The organism is Halonotius aquaticus, from assembly GCF_003605575.1.
GTDB classification, from domain to species: domain Archaea; phylum Halobacteriota; class Halobacteria; order Halobacteriales; family Haloferacaceae; genus Halonotius; species Halonotius aquaticus.
This window is the reverse complement of the sequence record NZ_QKNY01000018.1, coordinates 219,075-240,873: the sequence shown is the minus strand read 5'-3', so window position 1 is coordinate 240,873 and position 21,799 is coordinate 219,075. Positions and strand designations below refer to the sequence as shown.

At 61.7% G+C, this 21,799-nt stretch carries 24 protein-coding genes; 20 read left to right on the top strand and 4 right to left on the bottom strand.

The features are described 5' to 3' along the window. Positions 1–10: 10 nt before the first annotated feature. The 6 genes from pepF to DM826_RS13090 all read left to right on the top strand — a co-directional run bounded on the left by pepF (position 11) and on the right by DM826_RS13090 (position 5,970). Positions 11–1,819 (top strand): oligoendopeptidase F, encoded by a 1,809-nt coding sequence (pepF, locus tag DM826_RS10785; RefSeq protein ID WP_120103431.1) that lies wholly within the window; start codon positions 11–13, stop codon positions 1,817–1,819. 96 nt (positions 1,820–1,915) lie between these two features. Further along, entirely contained in the window at positions 1,916–3,139 is a 1,224-nt protein-coding gene (gene pan2, locus DM826_RS10780) for a proteasome-activating nucleotidase Pan2 (RefSeq protein ID WP_120103430.1), read from the top strand. Between the two features lie 111 nt (positions 3,140–3,250). Further along, on the top strand, positions 3,251–3,730 hold the full coding sequence (locus DM826_RS10775; protein ID WP_120103429.1) for a pyruvoyl-dependent arginine decarboxylase: 480 nt from the start codon (positions 3,251–3,253) through the stop codon (positions 3,728–3,730). Between the two features lie 83 nt (positions 3,731–3,813). Then, complete coding sequence (locus DM826_RS10770; protein WP_120103428.1) at positions 3,814–4,188, top strand: DUF5811 family protein; 375 nt, start codon at positions 3,814–3,816, stop codon at positions 4,186–4,188. Between the two features lie 74 nt (positions 4,189–4,262). Beyond that, positions 4,263–5,735 carry a lipase maturation factor family protein gene (locus DM826_RS10765; RefSeq protein WP_120103427.1) on the top strand — a complete coding sequence of 491 codons (1,473 nt, stop codon included), beginning with the start codon at positions 4,263–4,265 and terminating at the stop codon, positions 5,733–5,735. A 64-nt stretch (positions 5,736–5,799) separates the two neighbouring features. Next, positions 5,800–5,970, top strand: a complete 171-nt coding sequence (locus tag DM826_RS13090; RefSeq protein WP_165853302.1) for a hypothetical protein — start codon at positions 5,800–5,802, stop codon at positions 5,968–5,970. A gap of 19 nt (positions 5,971–5,989) precedes the next feature. On the opposite strand, the gene DM826_RS10760 is transcribed toward DM826_RS13090, so the two are convergent. After that, positions 5,990–6,697, bottom strand: a complete 708-nt coding sequence (locus DM826_RS10760; RefSeq protein WP_120103426.1) for a helix-turn-helix domain-containing protein — start codon at positions 6,695–6,697, stop codon at positions 5,990–5,992. A 129-nt stretch (positions 6,698–6,826) separates the two neighbouring features. Next, entirely contained in the window at positions 6,827–7,264 is a 438-nt protein-coding gene (locus DM826_RS10755; protein ID WP_120103425.1) for a pyridoxamine 5'-phosphate oxidase family protein, read from the bottom strand. 106 nt (positions 7,265–7,370) lie between these two features. Here DM826_RS10755 and DM826_RS10750 point away from each other — a divergent pair, with 106 nt between their 5' ends. Genes DM826_RS10750 through DM826_RS10740 form a run of 4 tightly spaced genes read left to right on the top strand, consistent with a single transcriptional unit; the run spans position 7,371 to position 9,531 of the window. Then, positions 7,371–7,649 carry a DUF433 domain-containing protein gene (locus tag DM826_RS10750; RefSeq protein WP_120103424.1) on the top strand — a complete coding sequence of 93 codons (279 nt, stop codon included), beginning with the start codon at positions 7,371–7,373 and terminating at the stop codon, positions 7,647–7,649. Between the two features lie 2 nt (positions 7,650–7,651). Continuing rightward, positions 7,652–7,816 carry a DUF5615 family PIN-like protein gene (locus tag DM826_RS13390; protein WP_165853301.1) on the top strand — a complete coding sequence of 55 codons (165 nt, stop codon included), beginning with the start codon at positions 7,652–7,654 and terminating at the stop codon, positions 7,814–7,816. Next, entirely contained in the window at positions 7,782–8,000 is a 219-nt protein-coding gene (locus DM826_RS12880) for a hypothetical protein (protein ID WP_165853300.1), read from the top strand. Before DM826_RS13390 ends, DM826_RS12880 begins: the two co-directional genes overlap by 35 nt. Before the next feature lie 37 nt (positions 8,001–8,037). Then, on the top strand, positions 8,038–9,531 hold the full coding sequence (locus tag DM826_RS10740) for a replication factor C large subunit (RefSeq protein ID WP_120103422.1): 1,494 nt from the start codon (positions 8,038–8,040) through the stop codon (positions 9,529–9,531). 39 nt (positions 9,532–9,570) lie between these two features. Here the strand turns inward: DM826_RS10740 and DM826_RS10735 are convergent, their stop codons facing one another. Continuing rightward, the gene (locus tag DM826_RS10735) at positions 9,571–10,440 is read right to left on the bottom strand and encodes a COX15/CtaA family protein (RefSeq protein WP_233735777.1); all 870 of its coding nucleotides are present in this window, start codon (positions 10,438–10,440) and stop codon (positions 9,571–9,573) included. Between the two features lie 106 nt (positions 10,441–10,546). Between DM826_RS10735 and DM826_RS10730 the strand changes: the two genes are divergently transcribed. The 5 genes from DM826_RS10730 to DM826_RS10715 all read left to right on the top strand — a co-directional run bounded on the left by DM826_RS10730 (position 10,547) and on the right by DM826_RS10715 (position 17,093). Then, positions 10,547–11,668, top strand: a complete 1,122-nt coding sequence (locus DM826_RS10730; protein ID WP_120103421.1) for a M24 family metallopeptidase — start codon at positions 10,547–10,549, stop codon at positions 11,666–11,668. A gap of 52 nt (positions 11,669–11,720) precedes the next feature. Further along, positions 11,721–12,836, top strand: coding sequence for a DUF7544 domain-containing protein (locus tag DM826_RS10725; protein WP_120103420.1), 1,116 nt, complete (start codon positions 11,721–11,723; stop codon positions 12,834–12,836). 120 nt (positions 12,837–12,956) lie between these two features. Next, complete coding sequence (locus DM826_RS13330; protein ID WP_321167531.1) at positions 12,957–13,457, top strand: PAS domain-containing protein; 501 nt, start codon at positions 12,957–12,959, stop codon at positions 13,455–13,457. Positions 13,458–13,460: 3 nt separating this feature from the next. Next, positions 13,461–14,348: a PAS domain-containing sensor histidine kinase gene (locus tag DM826_RS13325; protein WP_321167533.1), complete on the top strand. Its 888-nt coding sequence runs from the start codon at positions 13,461–13,463 to the stop codon at positions 14,346–14,348. A gap of 492 nt (positions 14,349–14,840) precedes the next feature. Further along, on the top strand, positions 14,841–17,093 hold the full coding sequence (locus tag DM826_RS10715; RefSeq protein ID WP_120103419.1) for an NADP-dependent malic enzyme: 2,253 nt from the start codon (positions 14,841–14,843) through the stop codon (positions 17,091–17,093). 6 nt (positions 17,094–17,099) lie between these two features. Here the strand turns inward: DM826_RS10715 and DM826_RS10710 are convergent, their stop codons facing one another. Continuing rightward, positions 17,100–17,390 carry a transcriptional regulator gene (locus tag DM826_RS10710; RefSeq protein WP_120103418.1) on the bottom strand — a complete coding sequence of 97 codons (291 nt, stop codon included), beginning with the start codon at positions 17,388–17,390 and terminating at the stop codon, positions 17,100–17,102. Positions 17,391–17,508: 118 nt separating this feature from the next. Between DM826_RS10710 and DM826_RS10705 the strand changes: the two genes are divergently transcribed. The 5 genes from DM826_RS10705 to DM826_RS10685 all read left to right on the top strand — a co-directional run bounded on the left by DM826_RS10705 (position 17,509) and on the right by DM826_RS10685 (position 21,298). Further along, positions 17,509–18,099 carry a DUF1684 domain-containing protein gene (locus DM826_RS10705; RefSeq protein ID WP_120103417.1) on the top strand — a complete coding sequence of 197 codons (591 nt, stop codon included), beginning with the start codon at positions 17,509–17,511 and terminating at the stop codon, positions 18,097–18,099. A gap of 194 nt (positions 18,100–18,293) precedes the next feature. Further along, on the top strand, positions 18,294–18,530 hold the full coding sequence (locus tag DM826_RS10700; protein ID WP_120103416.1) for a hypothetical protein: 237 nt from the start codon (positions 18,294–18,296) through the stop codon (positions 18,528–18,530). A gap of 1 nt (position 18,531) precedes the next feature. Continuing rightward, entirely contained in the window at positions 18,532–19,434 is a 903-nt protein-coding gene (locus DM826_RS13180) for a hypothetical protein (protein ID WP_205738832.1), read from the top strand. Positions 19,435–20,630: 1,196 nt separating this feature from the next. After that, on the top strand, positions 20,631–20,939 hold the full coding sequence (locus tag DM826_RS13245) for an alpha/beta hydrolase family protein (RefSeq protein ID WP_233735776.1): 309 nt from the start codon (positions 20,631–20,633) through the stop codon (positions 20,937–20,939). A gap of 68 nt (positions 20,940–21,007) precedes the next feature. Beyond that, positions 21,008–21,298 (top strand): ArsR/SmtB family transcription factor, encoded by a 291-nt coding sequence (locus DM826_RS10685; RefSeq protein ID WP_120103414.1) that lies wholly within the window; start codon positions 21,008–21,010, stop codon positions 21,296–21,298. Positions 21,299–21,799 lie beyond the last annotated feature (501 nt).

The window sequence follows — 21,799 nt, the reverse complement described above, 5'->3', positions numbered from 1 at the left end:
ACCTTCCTGTATGAGTACGGTTCCCGAACGGGCCGAAATCGACGAGCAACACAAGTGGGCACTCGGATCGATCTTCGAATCTGACGACGCGTGGGCCGAACACTTCGAGACGGTCTCCGGGCGAATCGAGGAGTTCGAAGCCTACGAGGGACGGGTCACCGAGAGCCCTGAAACCCTGCTGGAACTGCTGGAACTCCGCGAGGAGATCATGCGCGAGGTCGCTCAGCTGTCTGTCTACGCAAACCTTCGATCCAGCGAGGACACCCGAAATCAGGAGTATCAGGCACTCTCGGGGAAAGCTGAAGCGCTCTCCTCGGAGGCCTCCAGCGCGACCTCCTACATCGAACCTGAGATCCAGGAGCTGACCGAAGACGACATTGATGCGTTCATTGAGGAGGAGCCGGCTCTCGCCGAGTACGAGCACTTCTTCGATGACGTGCTTCGGGGCAAGCCCCACACGCGCTCGACGGAAGTCGAGGAGCTGCTGGCGGAGCTGGGCGAGGTCACGTCGTCGCCGAGTGAGATCTATTCGATGTTGTCGAACGCCGACATGGAGTTTCCGACCGTCGAGGATCCAGACGGCGAGGACATCGAGATCAGCCAGGCCAACTTCACGACGCTCCAGAAACACGAGAACCGTGCGTTTCGCCAGCGCGTCCATGAGGCTTACTACGACGAGTGGGAGACCGTCCGCAACACTGTCGGCACATCGCTGAAAAAGCAGGTTCGCAAGGACGTGAAGGTCGCCCGCGCACGGAACTACGAGACAGCCCGCGAGGCTGCTCTCGATGGCCCAAATGTCCCCGTCGAAGTTTACGATACGCTCGTCGAGACTGTGCATGACAATCTCGATTCCCTCCACCGCCATGCCGAGATCAAACGCGACGCGCTCGGCGTCGACGACCTGCAGATGTGGGATCTCTACACCTCGATCACCGGCGAGGAGGGGCCGGATGTCGAGTACGAGCAGGCAAAGGAGTGGATCATCGAGGCGGTCGAACCGCTGGGTGAATCCTACCGCGATCGACTCGCCGAGGGGTTGGATAGCCGGTGGGTCGATGTGTATGAGAATCGCGGCAAACGCTCCGGCGCGTTCTCCTCGGGCACCTACGACACCCAGCCGTTCATCCTGATGAACTACCAGGACGACATCTCCTCGATGTTTACGCTGGCCCACGAGTTGGGCCACTCGATGCACTCGGAGTTGGCACAGGAGGCCCAGCCGTGGCACGACGCAAGCTATGAGATCTTCGTCGCCGAGGTCGCCTCGACGGTCAACGAGACACTGCTCACCCAGCACCTGCTTGAGACTGTCGACGATGACGAACTCCGGCTGCACGTCCTCGACGAATACCTCGAACGGTTCCGGTCGACGCTCTATCGGCAGACGATGTTTGCCGAATTCGAACAGCGGATCCACGAACGCGCCGAGAACGACGAGCCGCTGACGCCGGACGTCTTCGACGAGCTCTACGGTGGGCTCAAGAGCGACTACTACGAGCCAGCCGTCATCGACGACCGGATTCACCGCGAGTGGCAGCGAATCCCGCACTTCTACTACAACTTCTATGTCTACCAGTATGCGACCGGCATCTCTGCGGCGGTCGCCATCGTTGATGGGATTCTCGGCGATTCAGCTACCGACGCAGTCGACGAGTCGGCTGCTGCCGACTACCGCGAGATGCTGGCCGCCGGCGGCAGCGTCTACCCGATCGAGGCCCTCGAACTCGCCGGCATCGACATGACCAGTGCCGACCCCATCGAATCGGCCCTCGGTGTCTACGATACGTATCTTGATCGGATCGACGAGCTGCGCTGAGCCGTTCGATCGGTGTCGCTGACAAGAACCGTGGTACCACGGCACATTCCCCGCGACCCAAAGGCACATTTACCGGCAGACCGAATCACATGATGAATGTCACGTAGCCCGTCGATTCCCGACCGCCCACGGCTGGATCTGGATCCTGAGATGTCGCCCGCCGAGCGGCTGTCGGCACTCAAGAAACACTTTAAGCGGCTTATGGCTGTCAACGAGGAGCTCGAAACCCGGCTTTCGGAAGCCACCGAACAGCGAACCGACCTCCACCAGGAGGTCAGCCGGCTCAAAGATCGCAATGAGGCCTTGAAGACGGCCGCCCTCTACATCGCCAGCGTCGAGGAGTTGACCGACGACGGCAACGTCGTCATCAAACAGCACGGCAACAACCAGGAGGTACTCACCGAGGTGACGCCGGAGCTGGAAGACGAACTCGAATCCGGCGACCGCGTCGCCATCAACGAATCCTTCGGCATCCAGCAGGTGCTTGACGACGAGACAGATGCCCGAGCACAGGCGATGGAAGTCACCGAATCCCCCAACGTAACCTACGACGACATCGGCGGGATCGACGACCAGGTGACGGAGGTGCGGGAGGCCGTCGAAGACGCCATCGAAAACCCAGAGCAGTTCGACGCCGTCGGCATCGACCCACCGTCGGGTGTGCTGATGCACGGCCCACCAGGCACCGGCAAGACGATGCTCGCCAAGGCTGTCGCCAACGAGAGCGACGCCACGTTCATCAAGATGACGGGCTCCGAACTCGTCCAAAAATTCATCGGCGAGGGCGCACGGCTCGTCCGCGATCTGTTCTCGCTGGCCGCCGAACGCGAGCCAGCCGTGGTCTTCATCGACGAGATCGACGCTGTCGCCTCCCGGCGAACCGATTCGAAGACCTCCGGCGACGCCGAGGTTCAGCGAACAATGATGCAGTTGCTCTCGGAGATGGACGGGTTCGACGAGCGCGGCGAGATTCAGCTGATGGCCGCCACGAACCGCTTCGATATGCTGGATGAGGCCATCTTGCGTCCGGGCCGCTTCGACCGCCTCATCGAGGTGCCGAAGCCGAACGCCGAGGGTCGCGAGCGCATCCTTGAGATCCACAGCCAGCAGATCAACGTTGACAGCGATGTCGACTTTGCTGACCTCGCAGCCGAGCTTGATGGCTACAGCGGCGCGGACATCGAGAGCCTCATCACCGAGGCCGGGATGTTCGCCATCCGCGACGACCGGACGACCGTCTCCCGGGAGGATATCGACGACGCCCGCGAGAAACTCGACGCCAATGAGACCGACGACGGCGTCGTTCGGTACCGTCACTAATCCCGCTATCGACGACTGACGGCGGTATCCACCAACAGCAGCTACGTGACCCCGTTTCATTTCTCGTGGTGATCCGTAACCGATTACCCGCCGGGCCGCCGCGGTATGGTAATGACGACGATCCACGTCGCCGGCGGGATCGGCCGCGCCCCCACGGCGATGGCTGCCTACGACGCCGCACTCGCCGACGCGAACCTCCACAACTACAATCTGGTTGCTGTTTCCTCTGTCATCCCGGCCGACGCGACGATCGAGGTTGTCGACCGCGCGCCTGATCTTGGGGCAGCCGGCAACCAGTTGACCGTCGTTGAGGGGCGGTCTGTCGTCGCCCCCGACGAGGCAGCCGAGACGGCGACGACCGCAATCGCGTGGGCGACCGGGCCGGGCCCCGGACTGTTCTATGAAGCCTCCGGCACCGATCCCGACGCCGTCGAGGCTGCCGCCCGCCGCGGACTCGATGCCGGCTGTGAGCTCCGCGAGTGGGAGTTTACCGATCGCGACACGCTTGTGTCCACGGTCGACGCTGACGGTGGCGGCCACACCGCGGCGGTCGTGCTCGCAGCCTACGGCGACAGCGAGCCGATCTGCTGACGCGGTTGACCCAACGCCGCCCGGAGGATCGCCGTCGCCGACGCCTTTTTATCACGGCCGCACCTATTCTCCTTGACTCTCAAATGAACGGAAACTATCCGGGGGCAGGTGCCGGGATGGGCATCGACGACCAGCCAACCGCCGATGTCGAACTCTCGGGCGGCCAGAAGCGCGCGCTCCGACACGCTGTCGCAGCCATCGTTTCTGAGACGGAGTCGTATCTCCCGGAGGGCTACCATGTCGGCTCGGAACTCCAAGACGGCGGCCCAACCGCCACCGTTGCGGTCGACCCGCCGGCCGGCCACCCCGTGACCGCGGGCTACACGCCCGACGTTGATGAGCTGGAAGCCGGTCTCGACGACGAGACCCAACGCGAGGTCGCCCAAGGGCTGGCTGCCAGTGCTGTCCTCCAAGTGATGGACGCCGTCGGCGACGGCATCACGCCGACAGCCCGATAGCTATCGCGGGTTTCTGACGGTCGCAGTCGTCGGTTTGCGGTACGTATTTGTCGTTGACGCCACCAGCGTCGCGTATGCTGCCGGAGGCCGGGAGCTACTGGCTCGTTCGCTTCGTCTTCCAGCGCGGCCTCGCGGTCATCTACCTGCTGGCGTTTCTCGTCGCCGCCACGCAGTTCCGTCCGCTGGCCGGTGAGGACGGGTTGCTCCCGATCGAGGAGTACGTCGAGGGTACCACCTTCTGGGAGCGACCCAGTCTGTTCTATTTCTTTTCGAGCGACCGCACCATCGGGCTTGTCGCATGGACTGGTGTTGCCCTCTCGACTGTCGCCTTGCTGGCTGGCCCCTACTGGCTGCCCGCGCCCTACGCCGTGCCGGCATCGATGCTGCTGTGGCTCCTGCTGTGGGGGTTCTACCAGTCGTTCGTCAACGCCGGCCGCGTCTTCTACGGCTACGGCTGGGAGTCGATGCTGCTGGAAACCGGCTTTCTCGCTGTCTTTCTCGGCGCGGGGCCAAGCCAGCCGCCCGTGGTCGTGATCTGGCTGTTGAAGTGGCTGCTGTTCCGCAATATGTTCGGCGCGGGGCTGATCAAGATCCGCGGCGACGACTGCTGGCGCGACCTGACATGTCTTGACTACCACTACGAAACCCAGCCCATCCCGAACCCGCTGAGTTGGTTCGCCCATCGGTTGCCGGATCGGTTCCATCGGCTCGAAACACTGGGCAACCACGTCGTCGAACTCGCGGTGCCCTTTCTTTATTTCGCCCCGCAGCCGTTCGCCGCGGCCGCCGGCGTGGCGACCATCGGCTTTCAGGGCTGGCTTATGCTCACGGGCAATTTCGCGTTCCTGAACGCGCTGACTATCGTCCAGTCGGTCGCGCTGTTCAGCGACGGCGTTCTGACGACCGTGTTGCCGATCACCGTCCCCGCAACGACGGCAACGCCAGCCTGGCTCTCAGCGGCGTCGATCCTCCTTGCTATCGTCGTTGCCGCGCTCAGCATCCAGCCGACCGCGAACATGCTCTCGCGGTCGCAGGTGATGAACACCGCTTTCGACCCGCTCAAACTCGTTAACACCTACGGCGCGTTCGGCTCGGTGACGACCGACCGCTTCCAACTGGTCGTTGAGGGGACGACGGCGAGCAATCCTACCGAGGACGACTGGCAGGCCTATGAGTTCAAGGGCCAGCCTGTCCGCACCGACGAGCGACCGCCGCAGTGGGCGCCCTACCACCTGCGACTGGACTGGCAACTTTGGTTCGCCGCGATGCGACCCCAACCTGGCCCGCGACAGCGGTGGTTCACAGCCTTCCTCGCGGCCCTCTTCGAGAACGACGCGGCGACGCTGTCGCTGCTCGAATCAAATCCGTTTCCCGACGCGCCGCCGGAACAACTCCGCGTGCGTCGCTATCGCTACCGCTTTGCGACCCGCGAGGAGCGCGCCGAAACCGGCGACTGGTGGCGACGCGAACGAGTAGGGACGTACGTCATGCCGGTATCGGAATCCGACTTGCGCGAGGGTGGAATCGGGCGTCGCCGTGTGCTCTGAGTCGCTTCCGCGTGGCTGCGCAAACGGTAACCTTCTCGTCGGTGCCGCGGCAACAACGCAAGCGATGGAACGGTTCGTCCAGTTCATCGTCGCCGGCGGTCTCGCCCTCCTCGCTGGCCTCTGGGGGAGTCAGATCGTCGACGCGTCCTCGCAGGCGTGGCTCGGCAGCGTTGTTGTCGCCGTCGGTGGCGTTCTTGCGCTCGCAGTCGGAATCAACAGCCAGCTCGACTATTGAGCGGTGTCGATACCGCCAATCAGGCTAGCTCCCGCAGTTCCGCCAGCGCGTCCTCGAGATCCCGGGTCGATGTCGCCAGCGAGAAGCCATCGATCTCGGCGAGGGCGGGAGCGTGTTCCCAGAGGTCGTCTGCCTCGATTCCATGCAGGACGACCGCGTTCGGGGTCGGGGTGACGACGCGCATGGCGACCAGCGGTCCCTCGCCGCGGCTCACGTTGGTGAAAACGAGGCCGCGGTCGGTGCTTTGGCCATAGAGCCGATAAAATTCCTCGTTGCTCAGGCGGGTGATCGTCTGGATGCTGTTGATGACGGTGTGGCCGTTGACGTAATCCCACTTGCCCTCGCTGACCTCGGTAGCGTCGAGGGCGTCATAAAAATCATCGAGCGGGAGTGCAGCCGGATACTCCCGCAGGTCGTGGACGATGTCGCTCTCGAAGCCGGCCGACAGCACGCGGCCGTACTGCCGGATGTGGCTGCCGCCGCGGGTCTCGTCGACGTCGAGCAGGGCGGTGACCAGCCGGCGGACGATGCCGATGCCGGGGCTCTCCCGCCGACCGCTCTCGTAATCCGAGATCACCGACGACGACACGTCAAGTTGGGCAGCCAACTCCGTCTGGGAGATGTTGAAATCGGTACGCCATTTTTTCAGCGTGGCTCCGGGATCATCACTCAGTGTGACCTCACCGGCGATCCGGTGGGCGAGATCCTCACGTACGGTCGTCGTCATCGCCGACACACCGCCAGTTGTCCCATATCACCGCTACCGACGGTTTGGGAAAAAATCTGTCGAACCACAGGCTAGACAACTGTCGTACGTCTCTCGCCGGCCGCTGGTGTTGTCGTGTCGCCCGGCCGGTCAGGGTTGTTCCTTGCGACCGGTGACCGACTCGGGGTCAAGTCGGTAGAGTTCAAACTCCATCGCTGTCGCTGGCGTCTCGTGAATCGTCACGTAGGGGATGTTCATCCGGCGAATGCTTTGGGCGGCCCCGCCCTCGATCGCGGGTTCGGAAATCTCGGTGAGCTGCCCACGGGCGATGACGCTCCGCCAGGTGCCGGTGTCGTCGGTAATGACCAACGACGCCGTGACGCCGTCGTCGACAAACCGGCGTTTCTCGCTGTCGGGGGCAAACCCACACCGGATGTAGAACGCCTCGGCGTCGTCATCGTAGCCGTAGGAGATCGGGATGGCGTATGGCTCGTCCTCGTCGGCGAAGGCGATCACGCCGGTGCCGCCGGTACCGAGCAGGGCACCGATCTCGTTGTCGTCCATCGCGTGTGATTGATGATCTGTCATACCACACACTTTCAGGACAGTCTGCATGAATCTACCGGCTATCGCAGCCACAGCGTTCTATCCTCCACACGGAGATTTATATCCGTTCCCGCGGTATACTCAGCTAATGACGATGATCGTCCGTACTGAGGACGTACTCGGCGGAAGCCCCCGAATTGCGGACACACGCGTTGGTGTCCTCCACGTCTACGAACTAGTCGTTGATGGTGATCACGAGCCAGTTGATGTTGCCGACCAACTTGATATCTCTCTGGGTGCGGTGTATACCGCGCTGGCGTACTACCACGAACACCCAGCGGAAATGCGTACCTTCCGCCAGGAGCGTGATACTGCTGAAACGACGCTTGCAGAGCAATCGCTGTCTCCACCTGAACCCGCGACGTAGCCGTGACGTTTCTTGCTGACGAACACGTTCCTCGTGTGTTCGTCACGACGCTTCGCTCGAACGGCCATGACGTTCTCGAAGCGAAAGCTACCGTCGCCGCGTCGACGGCCGACAAACGCCTCCTGGAATATTGTGCTGAGAACGGCCATATTCTGCTCACACGATAAGAAGGATTTTGCCGGCGACCTACAGGAAACTGTCACCCACGCCGGGATCGTCGTCTACACTGACGGGAACTATCTGCGCGATGACCCCGAGGCTGCGGTGCGGACGCTTGAACGTGTCCTTGCCGCCTATCCGCCCGACGAACTCGCTGACGCGCTCGTGTGGCTCGATGAGTGGCGTCGGTAGCGCAACCACTAAGCAAGCGACGAGCCACATCCGGATAATGGCTGATTGGACCGAACGCTACCGTCCGACCACCCTCTCGGAGGTTCGCGGCAACGACAAAGCCCGCGATGCGTTCCACGAGTGGGCCGAAACGTGGGACGACCACGGACAGGCGGTGATCCTCTATGGCTCGCCGGGGGTCGGCAAGACCTCCGCGGCCCACGCGCTGGCCAACGATATGGGCTGGGAGACGGTCGAACTCAACGCCTCCGACCAGCGAACCGCCGACGTGATCGAGCGGTTTGCCGGGCGGGCGGCGAACAACGCCACCTTGGCTGGCAGTGCGGGCGGTGGCGGCGCGCGCGGCGGCGACACCGAAAGCCGCCAACTCGTCATCCTTGATGAGGCCGACAACATCCACGGCACCTACGACCGCGGCGGCGCGTCGGCGATCACGAAGCTGGTCAAAGACGCCAGCCAACCGATCGTCCTCATCGCCAACGAGTTCTACGAGATGTCCCGCGGCCTCAGAAACGCCTGTGAGGACATCGAGTTCCGCGATGTGTCGAGTCGATCGATCGTTCCTGTCCTCCGGGATATCTGTCGCCGCGAGGACATCGAGTACGAACAGGACGCCCTCGACGTGATCGCCGACACTAACGACGGCGACCTCCGGGGGGCGATCAAAGACCTCCAGGCCGCCGCGGAAGGCCGCGATGCGATCACGGCCGAGGATGTCGTCACCAGCGGCCGGGATCGAGCGATGGATCTCTTTCCGTTTCTCGATGCCGTTCTCAAGGAAGAATCTGCTGAGGAGGCCCTGCAGTCGGCCTACCGGGTCGATGAGACACCCGATGACCTGACGAAGTGGCTCGAAAACAACCTGCTGGCGGTCTATGAGCCCAAAGAGGCCGCTCGTGCCTACGACGTCTTAGCCAACGCCGACCGCTGGCTGGGTCGCGTGCGCGCCACCCAAAACTACAGCTACTGGCGGTATGCGACCGACAACGCGGCCGCCGGGGTTGCTGCCGCCCGCGACGGTACCTCTGGCGGCTGGACGCGCTACAACCGCCCGCAGTTTTGGCCCGGCTCCAACGAGACCGCAGACGAAGTCTGTCAACGGATCGCCGAGCGGAGCGGGCTCAGCATCGACACCGCCCGCCGAGCGGTGTTGCCCTTCCTGTCGGCGATGACACACCACTGCAAACCTCGAGAGTTGACCGTGGCGATGACGGCGGCCTACGACCTCGACGAAGCGGCGGTCTCGTTTATCACCGGCAGCGGCGAGTCAACGAACAAGGTTGAGTCGATCGTCGCCGACGCCGAGGAACTGCGTGCGGAGGCGATCGAAGCCCACTCCGGCGGCGCGTTCGCCGGGGGCACACTCGACGGCGGCGACGCCGATGGGACGGACAGCGATCCTGCCGCCTCCAGTCGTGGCGACGACAGCGAGGCAAGCGGCTCCGCTGTCGACGCCGACACTGACGGCGATGCCACAGCCGAGACTGCTGATGACGATGAGAATCAGGCCGGGCTCAACGACTTTATGTAGGCGGCGGGCACGCCTTTCATGACTTGTCGACGATGCGTCCTACTCTGAGTGCTCGGTTCCAAACGGTGTCGACGGCGACGGTGCCCTCCCGAACAGTCGCCAGAGCCCGGCGGAGACGAGCACTACTGCGGCCACATACAGCCCGAAATTGAGCAGTTGGACGGTCGGCGTGTAGACGATGAGATCCCGGCCGATCAGCATGGTGCCGACGATGATCACAAGGGCGGCACCGGCCAACTGCCGGCCGAGCCGGTCGACGCCGGTCAGCCAGTGCACCGTCGCCAACAGTCCGACAACCGCGACCAGCGACACGGCGTAATACCACGCTTGGGCGCCCGGCGAATACTGCAACAGCGGGACGCCACGGCTAAACAGGCCACTGACCAACAGGGCGACGAGGGCAACACCGAGGGCGCGTCGACTCCGTGTGCGTGGCGGGCGACTGTGGTGCTCGCGGTAGGCGTAGATCGTCGTCAGCGACAACAGCGTGAAGATCGACAGCGCGGCCACGAGGTGCGCCGCATGCGTCGGAACCGCATACCCCCACGGCACGAGCCCGTTGATCGTCACGGTGATCGCGCCGATCGAGATCTGCAGCGGGAGCAGGACAACCGCCCCGACAGCGGCGCGTGTCGTCCGCCGATCACCGCGTTGCCACGCCCAGCCGGCCGTCCCGAGAATGAAGAAGCCGGTGATCATCGCAACGAACCGGTGGAACCACTCGATAAAATCCGGGTTGATCGTCAGCGTCGGGATCAACTGGTCGGAACACAGCGGCCACTGGGCCTGACAGGCCAGCCCGGAGCCGGTCGCTGAGGTGTAGACGCCGAGGGTAATCAGCGACACCGTCAGGGCTGTCGTGACCGCCGCAAACCGTCGAAACGTGAACCAGTTTGGGCGTTCAAGCATTTGCCGCAAGTCGGGCCGCTGGCTATTTAGGCTTGTTCACACGCGCGTTCACTGCATTCGGACGGCGGTGCTCCGGCTTCAAGTAGCTGCAATCTAAGAGCGTGATATGCCACCTGCAACGCCGCCGTTAGCCGACCGCCGGGCACGACTTGCTACCTATCTCGATGCGACCGATCTCGCGGCCGTCTGGTTTGCTCGTCCCAACAGCTTCGCGTGGCTGACCGGCGGCAGCAACGTCGTCGACCGCGAGGGGCCGGTCGGCGTCGCCGCCGCCGGCTACGACCGCGAGGCTGGCTTCCGCGTCGTCACCGACACCATCGAAGCCCCGCGGCTCCGCGACGAAGAGCTTCCATCCGAGTTCACGGTCGCCGCCGCCGACTGGTATGCCGACTCGCTGGCCGAGGCTGTCGCCGAGCGGTCGCCGACGCCGGCCGCTGCCGATTTCGACGTGCCGGGCTTTGCGACGGTCGACCCAACAACACTCCGCCAGCCGCTAACCGACGCCGATATCGATCGCTATCGGGCGGTCGGCGCGGATGTGGCCGCGGCCATCGAGGCTGTCGGGCGGTCGATCGCCGCCACGGACACCGAACGCGAGGTCGCCACCGAACTCCGGGCGGCACTCGAAGCCCGCGGGCTCGTCGCGCCGGTGGTTCTCGTCGGTGGCGACAAGCGTGCTCAGGGGTACCGCCACTACACGCCGACCGAGACGGCACTTGGCGACTACGCGTTGCTGTCGGTCACGGCCCACCGCGGCGGCCTCTATGCGAGTGCGACCCGAACGGTTGCCTTCGACGCGCCCGACTGGCTCGCCGACCGCCACCATGCTGCTGCGGCCGTCGAGGTAAGCGCGCTGGCGGCGACCCAGCAGGTTGCAGCCGACGGTGGCACCGCCGGCGACGTGTTTGACGCCATCCAGCGGGCCTACGTCGCTGTCGACTGGCCTGATGAGTGGACACACCATCATCAGGGTGGGGCTGCCGGCTTCGCTGGCCGGGAGTGGATCGCCACGCCCGATCACGACGCCTCTGTCTTCACGCCGATGGCCTACGCGTGGAATCCGACCGTGCAGGGCGCGAAAAGCGAGGGTACCGTCTTGGTCACTGACAACACCATCGAACCGCTGACGCTGCCCGACGCGTGGCCGACGATCGATGTGGCCGCCGTTGACGCCGTCGACGGCGACGCCACACTCACCCGGCCAGCGGTGCTGCATCGGGATCCCTAACGCGATTTGAGCCTTCGAAACCCCTTTGAGGGCGTCAGGACTGGTCACACATATGTCATGGCACGCGATCGATAGTGTCGACGAAGCGATCGAGGAAACTCGGTCGTTTCTGTCCCCGTTTGCTGTCGGTCGATGGCTGAAACTCGCCCTCATCTCGATCTTCGTCGGGACGGGCGGCTCCGGCCTCGGCCTGTTGAACCTCCCCTCCTCGTTCCCCGGCGATGGCCCTGCCGGTGGCAATGTAACCCCGGATGAGAACATCACCGCTTCGCCGACGGGTGGCGAGTTCGCCCCCGACGGTAACGTGACCGCCGGCGCGCCGCCGACCGGTGAGGTGCCGCCGCCGAGTGAACTGTTTGAGATGGCCGGTGCCGAACTCGGGCTCCTCGTTGCGATCGGCCTCCTGGCATTCGCCATCGTGCTGGTGCTCGGCCTCCTCACGGAGACGTTGCGATTCGTCTTCTACGACGATCTCCAGACCGACACGGTTCGGCTCATCGAGCCGGCCAAACGTCGATTCGGCCAGGCGCTCCGGTTGTATGTGTTTAAATTTGGGCTCGGACTGCTGACTGTCGGGCCGCTCGCTGGACTCGTGGTGTTCTTCGCAGTTGCCGACATTCCGGTTGGCCCGCTGGTGTTTGTGGCGGCTGGCCTCCTTGTCATCGGCGTCATGCTCCTCTCGACGATCGTGAGCCGGATCACAAGCGAGTTTGTCGTCCCGACGATGGTCGTCACCGACAGCGGCGTCCTCGACGGGTGGCGGCGATTCTGGCCCGTTTTCCGCGGGCAACTGTCACAGTTCGGCGTCTATCTTGTCGTCCACTTCCTGCTGCTGTTGGCGGTCGGCATCGCCCGAGCGATCCTCTCGATACTCGTCTACGGGATCGTCCTTACCATCGGTGGGGTCATCGCTCTCGTCATCGTCTTCGGCGTCTTTGGGAGCGTCAGTGCGGTGACCGCCTCCAACGCCGCACTTCTGGTGTTAGGCCTGCTGGCGCTGGTGACGCTGTTGATTGGCTGGGTGTTGCTGTTACCGGTGCAGGTCGCGGTGTTGACCTACGTCACGAACTACGAGGTGGCGATGCTGGCGGCCTGTGACGACGATCTGCGGCTGCGACCCCAGACGGACGCCATCGACGACGGTGGCGAAACGGCGGTCGTCGAGTAATCGAAGTTCGTTATCCGAGACGCCGCTTACGGCACAGTTTTTTACGCATATATCACGATTATTTAGTTAGTCCCGCAGTCTCCGACCCGGGTTCACGCTGCCTCAAGCGGTACCCCATCCATGTCACGCTCGGCCTCACTTGGCGTCCTCCTTGATCACGCTCAAGACAAGATCGCTCTCCTCGACGACGACGGGCGGTTCACCTACGTCAACGACGCAGCGCGGCGCATCCTCGGCTACGAGCCGGACGATCTCGTCGGCACCAACACTTTCGACTATCTCCACCCTGACGATGTCGATGCGGTTCGGGAACGGTTCACCGAGACGATCAACCGCGAGGGATACACCGCCGGTAGCGTCAAATACCGCTTTCGAGCGGCCGACGACTCCTGGGTCTGGCTGGAAAGCCAAATGTCGAACGTGACCGACGATCGCCTCGATGGCTACGTCGTCAGCTCCCGCGATGTTACCGACCGCGAGCGCACCAAACAGGAGTGCCGGACGCTGTCGACGCGCCTCCGTGAGCTGTCGGCAACGACCAGCGACGTGTTGTGGCTGTTCAGCGGCGACTGGTCGGAGTTACTGTTTGTCAACCCTGCCTACGAGTCGGTGTTCGGATAGCCGATCGAGGCCATCGAAGCCGACCCCGAGGCGTTCCTTGCTGCGGTTCATCCCGACGACAGACCGGCGGTGACGGAGGCGATGGACTGTCTCGTTGACGGCCAATCAGTTGAGATGGAGTACCGGGTCGACGCGGCGACAGAGTACCAACACTGGGTGTGGGTACAGGCCGAGCCGATCATCGAAGCCGGTGATGTCGTCCGGATCGCCGGTTTCGCCCGCGATATCACCGACCGGCGCCGCCGCGAGCGACAGCTTGCGGTGATGGACACGCTCCTCAGACACAACGTCCGCAACGACATGGGCGTCATCATCGGCAACGCCGAGCTGATCGAGGAGACGGCGCCCGAGGCCGCCGACCGCGCCGCCGTCATCCGGCGCACAGGCGAAAATCTCCTCTCCAGCGCGGAGAAACAGCGCGGCATCATCGAGGCGCTGACCGACGGGAAATCGTCGGGCCCGCTCGATCTTACGGCGGTCGTCGGAGCCGGCGTCGAGACCGTCCGCGACCGCTATCCCGATGCCGAACTCACGCTGTCGACGCCCGAGACCGCGCCGACCTGCGGGATCAACGCGCTCGAAGCGGCGGTCGTCGAGTTGATCGAGAACGCCGTCACGCACAACACCGACGACTGCCCGACTGTCGACGTGACCGTCGCCGTCGACGACGCGGTCACGCTGACCGTCGAGGACAACGGTGTCGCCATCCCAACCATGGAGGCCAGCGTGCTCACCGGCGACCATGAGATGGACGCGCTGTACCACAGCAGCGGCCTCGGCTTCTGGCTCATCTACTGGGTCATCGAACTCTCCGAGGGATCGATCGCGGTTGAAACACGCGAGGCCGGCGGCAACCGAATCCGGGTGACGCTGCCGAAACGAGACAGGTGAGGCTGTCGAAACGGGCTCTGATCTGATCGAACGCGGCGAAACAACCGGTTGGTCTTGTCACCAGTTGGTATGCAAGATGAAAGGCGTGCATCTGCGATTGAGAAATACGACAGCGTAAATTATGGCAGTTAACAATAATTAGCGCAAATATTTATGTATTGTTAAAAGCTACGAGCATAAATGAACAGAACTACAACTAAATGTGTCAAATACGGACGAATTTACAATGTTAGTGTGAATATACGTTGCCCGCGCTGTAAGACACCTAAAAGACCACCGACGGATAGAGGACTGATGTGGATAACGTGAGTGACCGACTCACCCTGCGTATGTTGCACGGCTCCATCTCCCAACTCTCCGACCGAAGTACGAGTTCGCCATATTCGCCACCGCCACCGGAGCTCTGACACCACCCTGATCGCAGCGGGAGAACGGGTCGATCGCCGGCCGGCGGAGCCAGTACTTTTGTGACTGCCCCGGCATCAGCGTGGTATGGGATTAGATGACGATGCACGCGAGTACCACCGGGAACCGCCAGCGGGAAAAATCGCAATCGAGACGACGAAACCGACCAACACCCAACGCGACCTGAGTTTAGCGTACTCGCCGGGCGTTGCCGCCCCCTGTCGCGATATCGACGACGATCCAACGGCCGCCTTCGAGTACACCGCGAAGGGCAACCTCGTCGGCGTCGTCTCCAACGGCTCGGCCGTCCTCGGCCTCGGCGACATCGGCGCGCAGGCCTCCAAACCCGTCATGGAGGGCAAGGGCGTCCTGTTCAAGCGGTTCGCCGACATCGATGTCTTCGATATCGAACTCGACATCAGCGATCCCGACGCCTTCGTCGAGTCGGTTGCCGCCATGGAGCCGACCTTCGGCGGCATCAACCTGGAGGATATCAAGGCTCCCGAGTGCTTCGAGATCGAAAATCGGCTCGGCGAGCGGATGGATATCCCCGTCTTTCACGACGACCAACACGGTACAGCCATTATTTCGGGTGCAGCCCTGCTGAACGCGGCCGACATCACCGGCAAGCCCCTCGATGAGTTGGATATCGTCTTCTCTGGGGCTGGGGCCTCGGCGATCGCGACAGCCGAGTTCTACGTCTCACTCGGCGTCGACCACGACAATATCACGATGTGTGACTCCTCGGGGATCATCACAACCGACCGGGATGACCTCAACGAGTACAAACAGCGGTTTGCCCGCGATGTGCCCGACGGTGACCTCGCCGACGCGATGGACGGTGCGGATGTCTTCGTCGGGCTCTCTGTCGGCGGCATCGTCTCCCAAGAGATGGTGCGCTCGATGGCCGACAACCCGATCATTTTTGCGATGGCCAACCCCGATCCCGAGATCGACTATGAGTCGGCGAAAGCCGCCCGCGAGGACGACGTGATCGTTGCTACCGGCCGCTCCGATTATCCAAACATGGTCAACAACGTCCTCGGCTTCCCGTTCATCTTCCGTGGCGCGCTCGACGTCCGGGCGACCGATATCAACGAGGCGATGAAACGCGCCGCCGCCGAGGCGCTGGCAGAGTTAGCCCGTAAGGACGTTCCTGACGAGGTCGTCAAAGCCTACGGCGATCAACCCCTCCAATTCGGCCCCGACTACGTGATCCCGAAACCCCTTGATCCACGGGTGCTGTTCGAGGTCGCCCCCGCGGTCGCCGAGGCGGCGATGGACAGCGGCTGTGCGCGCACCGAGATCGACGACCTCGACACCTACGCCGAACAGCTAGAGGCCCGGCTCGGCAAATCCCGTGAGATGATGCGGATCGTCCTCAACAAGGCCAAAAGCGATCCCAAACGCGTTGCCCTCGCCGAGGGCACGGATGAAAAGATGATCCGGGCGGCCTACCAGCTCGACGAGGAGGGGATCGCCGATCCCGTACTCCTGGGCGACGAAGCCGAGATCCGCCAGACGGCGGATAGCCTCGGATTGGCCTTCGAGCCGGAGGTCGTCGACCCCAGCGGCCGTGAACTCGACGCCTACGCCGACCAGCTGTATGAGCTACGGCGTCGCAAGGGGATTACCCGCAGCGAGGCGGCCGAGCTCATCGAAGGCGACACCAACTATCTCGGCAGTGTGATGGTCGAATCCGGCGACGCCGACGCGATGTTGACCGGGCTCACCCACCACTACCCCTCGGCGTTGCGCGCGCCGCTGCAGGTGATCGGCACCGCAGACGACGCGAACTACGCCGCCGGGGTCTACCTGCTTGCGTTCAAAAATCGCGTTGTCTTCTGTGCCGATACGACGGTCAATCAGCACCCCGACGCCGACGTGCTGGCGGAGGTCACCAAACACACCGCCGAGTTGGCCCGCAGTTTCAACGTTGAGCCGCGAGCCGCCATGCTGTCGTACTCGAACTTCGGCAGCGTTCGCAACGAGGCGACGGCCACCATCCGGGAGGCTGTCTCACGGCTCCACGGGGACGGAGCGGTCGACTTCCCGGTTGACGGCGAGATGCAGGCCGACACCGCAGTCGTCGAGGATATCCTCAGCGACACCTACGATTTCGCGCAACTCGACGCGCCCGCAAACGTCCTTATTTTCCCGAATCTGGAGTCGGGCAACATCGGCTACAAACTCCTCCAACGGCTCGGCGGCGCGGCGGCGATCGGCCCGATGCTTGTCGGGATGGACAAGCCGGTACACGTTCTCCAGCGCGGCGATGAGGTCAAGGATATCGTCAACCTCGCCGGTGTCGCCGTCGTCGACGCCCAGGACTCCGGCTAACAGCCGTTAGGACGCGTCGCTGTCGGCGGCTTCTGCGGTGGCGATCGCGCCGAGCATCTCCCAGCCGTCGCTGTCAGTGGGTTGGCGACCGACAAGCACGTCCTCGTTGTCGTCACTGGAGACAAGTCGGTAGCTGGCGTCGTCGTCAACGCGGCTGCCCTCTGCCTGAAACTCCTGTTGGAAGAACTCCGTCCATTCGAATTCGAAGATGGCTTCGGTACCATCGTCCAGCGTCAGCCGCACCGGATCAGGCGTCACGTTGTGAATCCGCTTTGCGATCGGGTTGAGATCGGCCATACCCCGGGTTCGCCTCCTGGCAGTAACGACCCTTCGATTGTGGGCCGCCCATCGATCTTCGACAGCAAGGCGCGCCGCGGTGCAACGCCGTTAGGTAGCTTCGCCCCAAATCCGGGGTATGACCGATTCCGACGCGACTGACGCCGAAGCAGAGTACGAACGCTGGGTCAGCGAGATCAAACAGATGCGGGCGGACAAAGACGAGTTCTTCACCGAACATTCACAGTCGCCGATCCAGCCCGAGGTACGGGACGATTTCGATGGCCTGTCGTACTTCGAACCTAAGCCAGAATTCCGTGTTCCGACACGCGTTCGTGTCTACGGGAACCCCGAACCGATCGAACTCGACGTGACCGCGGGCCAACCGATCCGCTACCTTCGCGCCTATATCTTCGAATTCGAACTCCGCGATGAACGCCAACAGCTCGCCGGCTATCAACAAGAGGGCGATGATACGGATACGATCTTCATCCCGTTCCGCGATAAGACGACCGGCCAGCAGACCTACCACCGCGGGCGGTATATGGAGACCGAACCCGACGAGGAACTCACAAACGGCGACACCGTCACGCTGGATTTCAATCTCGCCTACAATCCCTTCTGTGCCTACAGCGAGACCTTCGCCTGCCCGCTGCCGCCGGAGGAAAACTGGCTTGATGTCGTCGTGCCGGCCGGCGAGCGGAAGCCACCCGAGGAAATCGTCGAGTAACCAACTGTTGAACACAGCGGCACCCTTCCCTGGTTGTCGCGTGACAAATTTTGTCACCGGCCAGTGTAAACGACGATCGACAACGATAGCCGATAGCTATCAGCCCGACTTGTTTTACCGATACCACCGCCGCAATCTGTGAACCTGTGCTACACAATGGATTTAACCCACTGTACGTCCTCTACTGTGTAGAGATGCTTAGTGAGATACGCCGTGCAAACAGCGACACCCGTGTTCAGTATGTGTTGATGGTCATCTTCGGTGGGCTCTGTATTCTTGCCGCGTTTTCCCCGTTCGAATACACGCTCCGGATGACAACCGTTGGCACCCTGTTCGGGTTTACTGCCGGCATCTGGGTGTCGCACCTCGTGCAGGTGCTTCGACGGGCCATTGACGCCAACAGTGCCGCCAGCCAACCACAGGCTGACTAACATGAGTCCACCAGAATCTTCCTCTGACAGTACGACGTCACCCACGGACGCAGGGTTCCTCTCGGGCATTGAGTTTCTGACCGGCGAGGATCCAAATCTTGGCTCGTTCCTGTTGACGATCGGCGGCGTCACCTGCGTGTTTATCGCGCTGTTTCAACTCGGCCCGGTTGAGCCGCCGGTCTCACATCTGCTGACCGCCGGTGTACTCATCATCACTGTGGTCAGTGCCGGGTTTGCCGCACTCCTTGATTCGCTTGGGTATTTCGATGCGACGACGCCGGAGCAAGGTGACGAGACACCCCGTCCGACCGACGCAAAGCGACCGTGGGTTCCGGCGGAACCGGTGTCTGCTTCGTTGCCGCCAATGCTCAACTTTGATCAGCAACTGCAGGCACTCAGCGAGCAGTATGACGGCGATCTCCCTGAGCAGTTCGACCCGTTTATCACGGAGTACAAGCGGCTCAAAACGAATCCTAGTAACCGATCGACTATCGCCAGTGATCTTCGGGCCGCGCTCAACCCGATCGGGACGATCCTTGATGCGGAGAGCCCAGCCTACGATCACTACGAACAGATCAGCGAGGGGCTGTTCCGCTATCTTGGCGATGCTGCCGAGCACTTCACCGCTACCGATCCGGTCTTCTACAACAGTAAGGGGGACAACCACGCTGTGGCCGATATCAACGATGAACTCGGGCGTGCCGAGGTCACGATCGACAACGACGGCGAAGCCATCGATATCGACCTCGTTGTCGAGTTCTATGACGGCGAGACACTGCTATCGAGTCGGAGTTGTCCGGTTGGCACTGTCGCGTCCGGACAGAAAAAGACGGTCGACACCGACGTGTTCATTCCCGCCGCTGCCGACAGTGCAACGACAGTCATCAAACCGGCTGACGGATAGCTGAACGCTCCGTTGCTGCCGTCATGCGTTCGTTCCTCCCAGCCAGTCTATTTCACCACCACGCTTGCATCACGTTGATCGCGTTCAAGTGCCTATTTCTCCGGGGCTCTTAGCTAACTGTGTGAAACAACGATCAGCTTAGCGATATTGTTATTGGGTGGCATGCAAGATGGAGAGCGCATATTCAGCACGCTATCGGAGAATTTCAACACAGTAACCAAGTTATAGTTCTTCTACAAACAACAGAAATCGGTTTGCAGAAGTTGAGACCGGTGCTCTCAATGCATATGCTCTGAGCGACATGGTAGTTACCTCAACTTATTATCATCTGTCAATATCTGGCGTTCTACATGAACTGGACTGAATTTGTGCCTAACCTGTGGCCGATTTCGGCAATCGACTAAGTCAGTTTCCCGGCCAGTACGATCTGTATGTCATCGGGTATCTCTCGGAAAGCGTTTCTTCGCGCAACTGGAGTCGCACTTGCTGCGACTATCGCGGGGTGCAATAGCACAACTGACAACAGCGAACCGGACACCAGTACACAGGCCTCTCCGCCATCCGAACAACAGAATGACGACTCTCCGACGTTCGGAAATTTCTACGTCGGCAACGCAGACACAAGCAGTAGTACGGTCATCGACGGACGTGCTGAAGTCGTATATACACGGCCCGATACGGCCACCGACAAGTCACCCGTCGTAATGGTGCCCGGTCTTGGGTTGTCACCGTACATTTATCGGACGACACCTGACGGTCGACGCGGCTGGGTGGAGTACTTTGCCGAAGCTGGCCATCCAGTGTATGTATTCAATCCCCCTCGAAACGTCGATTCAGGTGGCTTAGACACTGCTGCCCTCCAGAACTCTGACTCTGCGTCACTCTCTCGCTGGTCTATCGATCGAGCATGGCCGACGTGGGGGTTCGGCTCTGAAGTCGGTGACCCATACGAGGACGTTCGATACCCGGTCGAGTCAGTCGACCAACTCGTTGCGTCATTCCCCGCATACGTTAGCACTGGTGGCGGAGGTGGCGGTAGACAAAGTGGAAGCCAGACGGGTGGACGTGGCGGTGGGAGTCGGTTTGCACCACCCCAAGAGACTGCCGCCTTAGAGGCGCTTCTCAATCGTGTTGGTCCGGGGGTGCTGCTCGTTCACTCAGCGGGCGGTAGTTCCGGATTCACGGTTGCACAAGCTATGCCAGACCTCGTTGAACGGATCGTCGCAGTTGAGCCAGTCGGTGCGCCGACTGACCCCCAAACTGTGGCGGAGATGGGTGGCGATGCACCGTTTATGGGTGTGTATGGCGATTATGTCGACGAGCGTGGACAGACTGGTCGCAAGGAAGCAACACAGACAACTGCAGAACTCGCAGGAGAGACAAGTCCCGCATCGACGCTGCTTAGCCTTCCGGACGAAGGGATATCCGGAAATACACATCTCATGATGCAAGACGATAATAACGGTGAAATCGCTGATCGAATTATCTCTTGGATTGGTGATTAATTCGAGGCCGTCGTATCGTTCGAACCGAGACAGAATATATTTGCACCGACCAGATGAACACTTAATAGATGCGGCAGTTGCTCTGGTGGCTCATTGGTGGCTCTCGTGGAGGCCGCAATCGGCTTCGTATCCTCCGCGCACTCAACGACCAGCCACGAAACACCAATCAATTGTCGAATGACCTAGATTTGAACTACAAAACAGTACAGCACCACCTCGAAGTCCTCGAAGAGAGCAATATCGTGACCACGGAGGGCGACAAGTACGGGCAGATGTACTTCCTCTCAGACAGAATGATGAACAACCTCGATATTATGGAAGACGTGGCGGAACAGGCCGGAGTTGATGATGATTCGTAACTGGATCAAGAGTCCACTTGGAACGACAGTAGCGAGTGCGACCGTCGCGAGTGGTATCGCACTCTTAGTTGCACTCTTCACAACGATTCCATCCCATGGCCCACCGTCGAGGGCGCTCTCCTCCCAGGTTGAACTGCTTATTCGAATGGAGGTTTTTTTCACAACCCTAAATCTCGTGTTACTGGTTGTACTCCTCGCCATCTACGTGCAGCTTTATCGCGATCTTCCGAACAAGTACACAGCAAGCCTACTCGTCCTGAGCCTTGCGCTCTTCCTCTACGCGTTTTCTTCAAATCCGTTAGTCCATAACATATTTGGCTTCCGACCCCGGCCAAATATCGGTGCGTTCGTGTTTATTCCGGATTTCTTCATTGGGCTCGCGATCCTGGTTCTTCTCTATCAGAGCCAGACATGACTTCGTCCCTGTTTTCATTTATCCGAACAAGTCTCCGCGGGTAACGCGTATTGATCAGTTAGCCAAGAACTGAACAAGTGGAGAAA

Excerpts from the sequence above, each read along its gene's own strand:
- pepF (WP_120103431.1), top strand. The coding sequence starts at position 11 with ATGAGTACGGTTCCCGAACGGGCCGAAATCGACGAGCAACACAAGTGG.
- pan2 (WP_120103430.1), top strand. The coding sequence starts at position 1,916 with ATGTCACGTAGCCCGTCGATTCCCGACCGCCCACGGCTGGATCTGGAT.
- DM826_RS10775 (WP_120103429.1), top strand. The coding sequence starts at position 3,251 with ATGACGACGATCCACGTCGCCGGCGGGATCGGCCGCGCCCCCACGGCG.
- DM826_RS10770 (WP_120103428.1), top strand. The coding sequence starts at position 3,814 with ATGAACGGAAACTATCCGGGGGCAGGTGCCGGGATGGGCATCGACGAC.
- DM826_RS10765 (WP_120103427.1), top strand. The coding sequence starts at position 4,263 with ATGCTGCCGGAGGCCGGGAGCTACTGGCTCGTTCGCTTCGTCTTCCAG.
- DM826_RS13090 (WP_165853302.1), top strand. The coding sequence starts at position 5,800 with ATGGAACGGTTCGTCCAGTTCATCGTCGCCGGCGGTCTCGCCCTCCTC.
- DM826_RS10760 (WP_120103426.1), bottom strand. The coding sequence starts at position 6,697 with ATGACGACGACCGTACGTGAGGATCTCGCCCACCGGATCGCCGGTGAG.
- DM826_RS10755 (WP_120103425.1), bottom strand. The coding sequence starts at position 7,264 with ATGACAGATCATCAATCACACGCGATGGACGACAACGAGATCGGTGCC.
- DM826_RS10750 (WP_120103424.1), top strand. The coding sequence starts at position 7,371 with ATGACGATGATCGTCCGTACTGAGGACGTACTCGGCGGAAGCCCCCGA.
- DM826_RS10740 (WP_120103422.1), top strand. The coding sequence starts at position 8,038 with ATGGCTGATTGGACCGAACGCTACCGTCCGACCACCCTCTCGGAGGTT.
- DM826_RS10735 (WP_233735777.1), bottom strand. The coding sequence starts at position 10,440 with ATGCTTGAACGCCCAAACTGGTTCACGTTTCGACGGTTTGCGGCGGTC.
- DM826_RS10730 (WP_120103421.1), top strand. The coding sequence starts at position 10,547 with ATGCCACCTGCAACGCCGCCGTTAGCCGACCGCCGGGCACGACTTGCT.
- DM826_RS10725 (WP_120103420.1), top strand. The coding sequence starts at position 11,721 with ATGTCATGGCACGCGATCGATAGTGTCGACGAAGCGATCGAGGAAACT.
- DM826_RS13330 (WP_321167531.1), top strand. The coding sequence starts at position 12,957 with ATGTCACGCTCGGCCTCACTTGGCGTCCTCCTTGATCACGCTCAAGAC.
- DM826_RS10715 (WP_120103419.1), top strand. The coding sequence starts at position 14,841 with ATGGGATTAGATGACGATGCACGCGAGTACCACCGGGAACCGCCAGCG.
- DM826_RS10710 (WP_120103418.1), bottom strand. The coding sequence starts at position 17,390 with ATGGCCGATCTCAACCCGATCGCAAAGCGGATTCACAACGTGACGCCT.
- DM826_RS10705 (WP_120103417.1), top strand. The coding sequence starts at position 17,509 with ATGACCGATTCCGACGCGACTGACGCCGAAGCAGAGTACGAACGCTGG.
- DM826_RS10700 (WP_120103416.1), top strand. The coding sequence starts at position 18,294 with ATGCTTAGTGAGATACGCCGTGCAAACAGCGACACCCGTGTTCAGTAT.
- DM826_RS13180 (WP_205738832.1), top strand. The coding sequence starts at position 18,532 with ATGAGTCCACCAGAATCTTCCTCTGACAGTACGACGTCACCCACGGAC.
- DM826_RS13245 (WP_233735776.1), top strand. The coding sequence starts at position 20,631 with ATGCCAGACCTCGTTGAACGGATCGTCGCAGTTGAGCCAGTCGGTGCG.
- DM826_RS10685 (WP_120103414.1), top strand. The coding sequence starts at position 21,008 with ATGCGGCAGTTGCTCTGGTGGCTCATTGGTGGCTCTCGTGGAGGCCGC.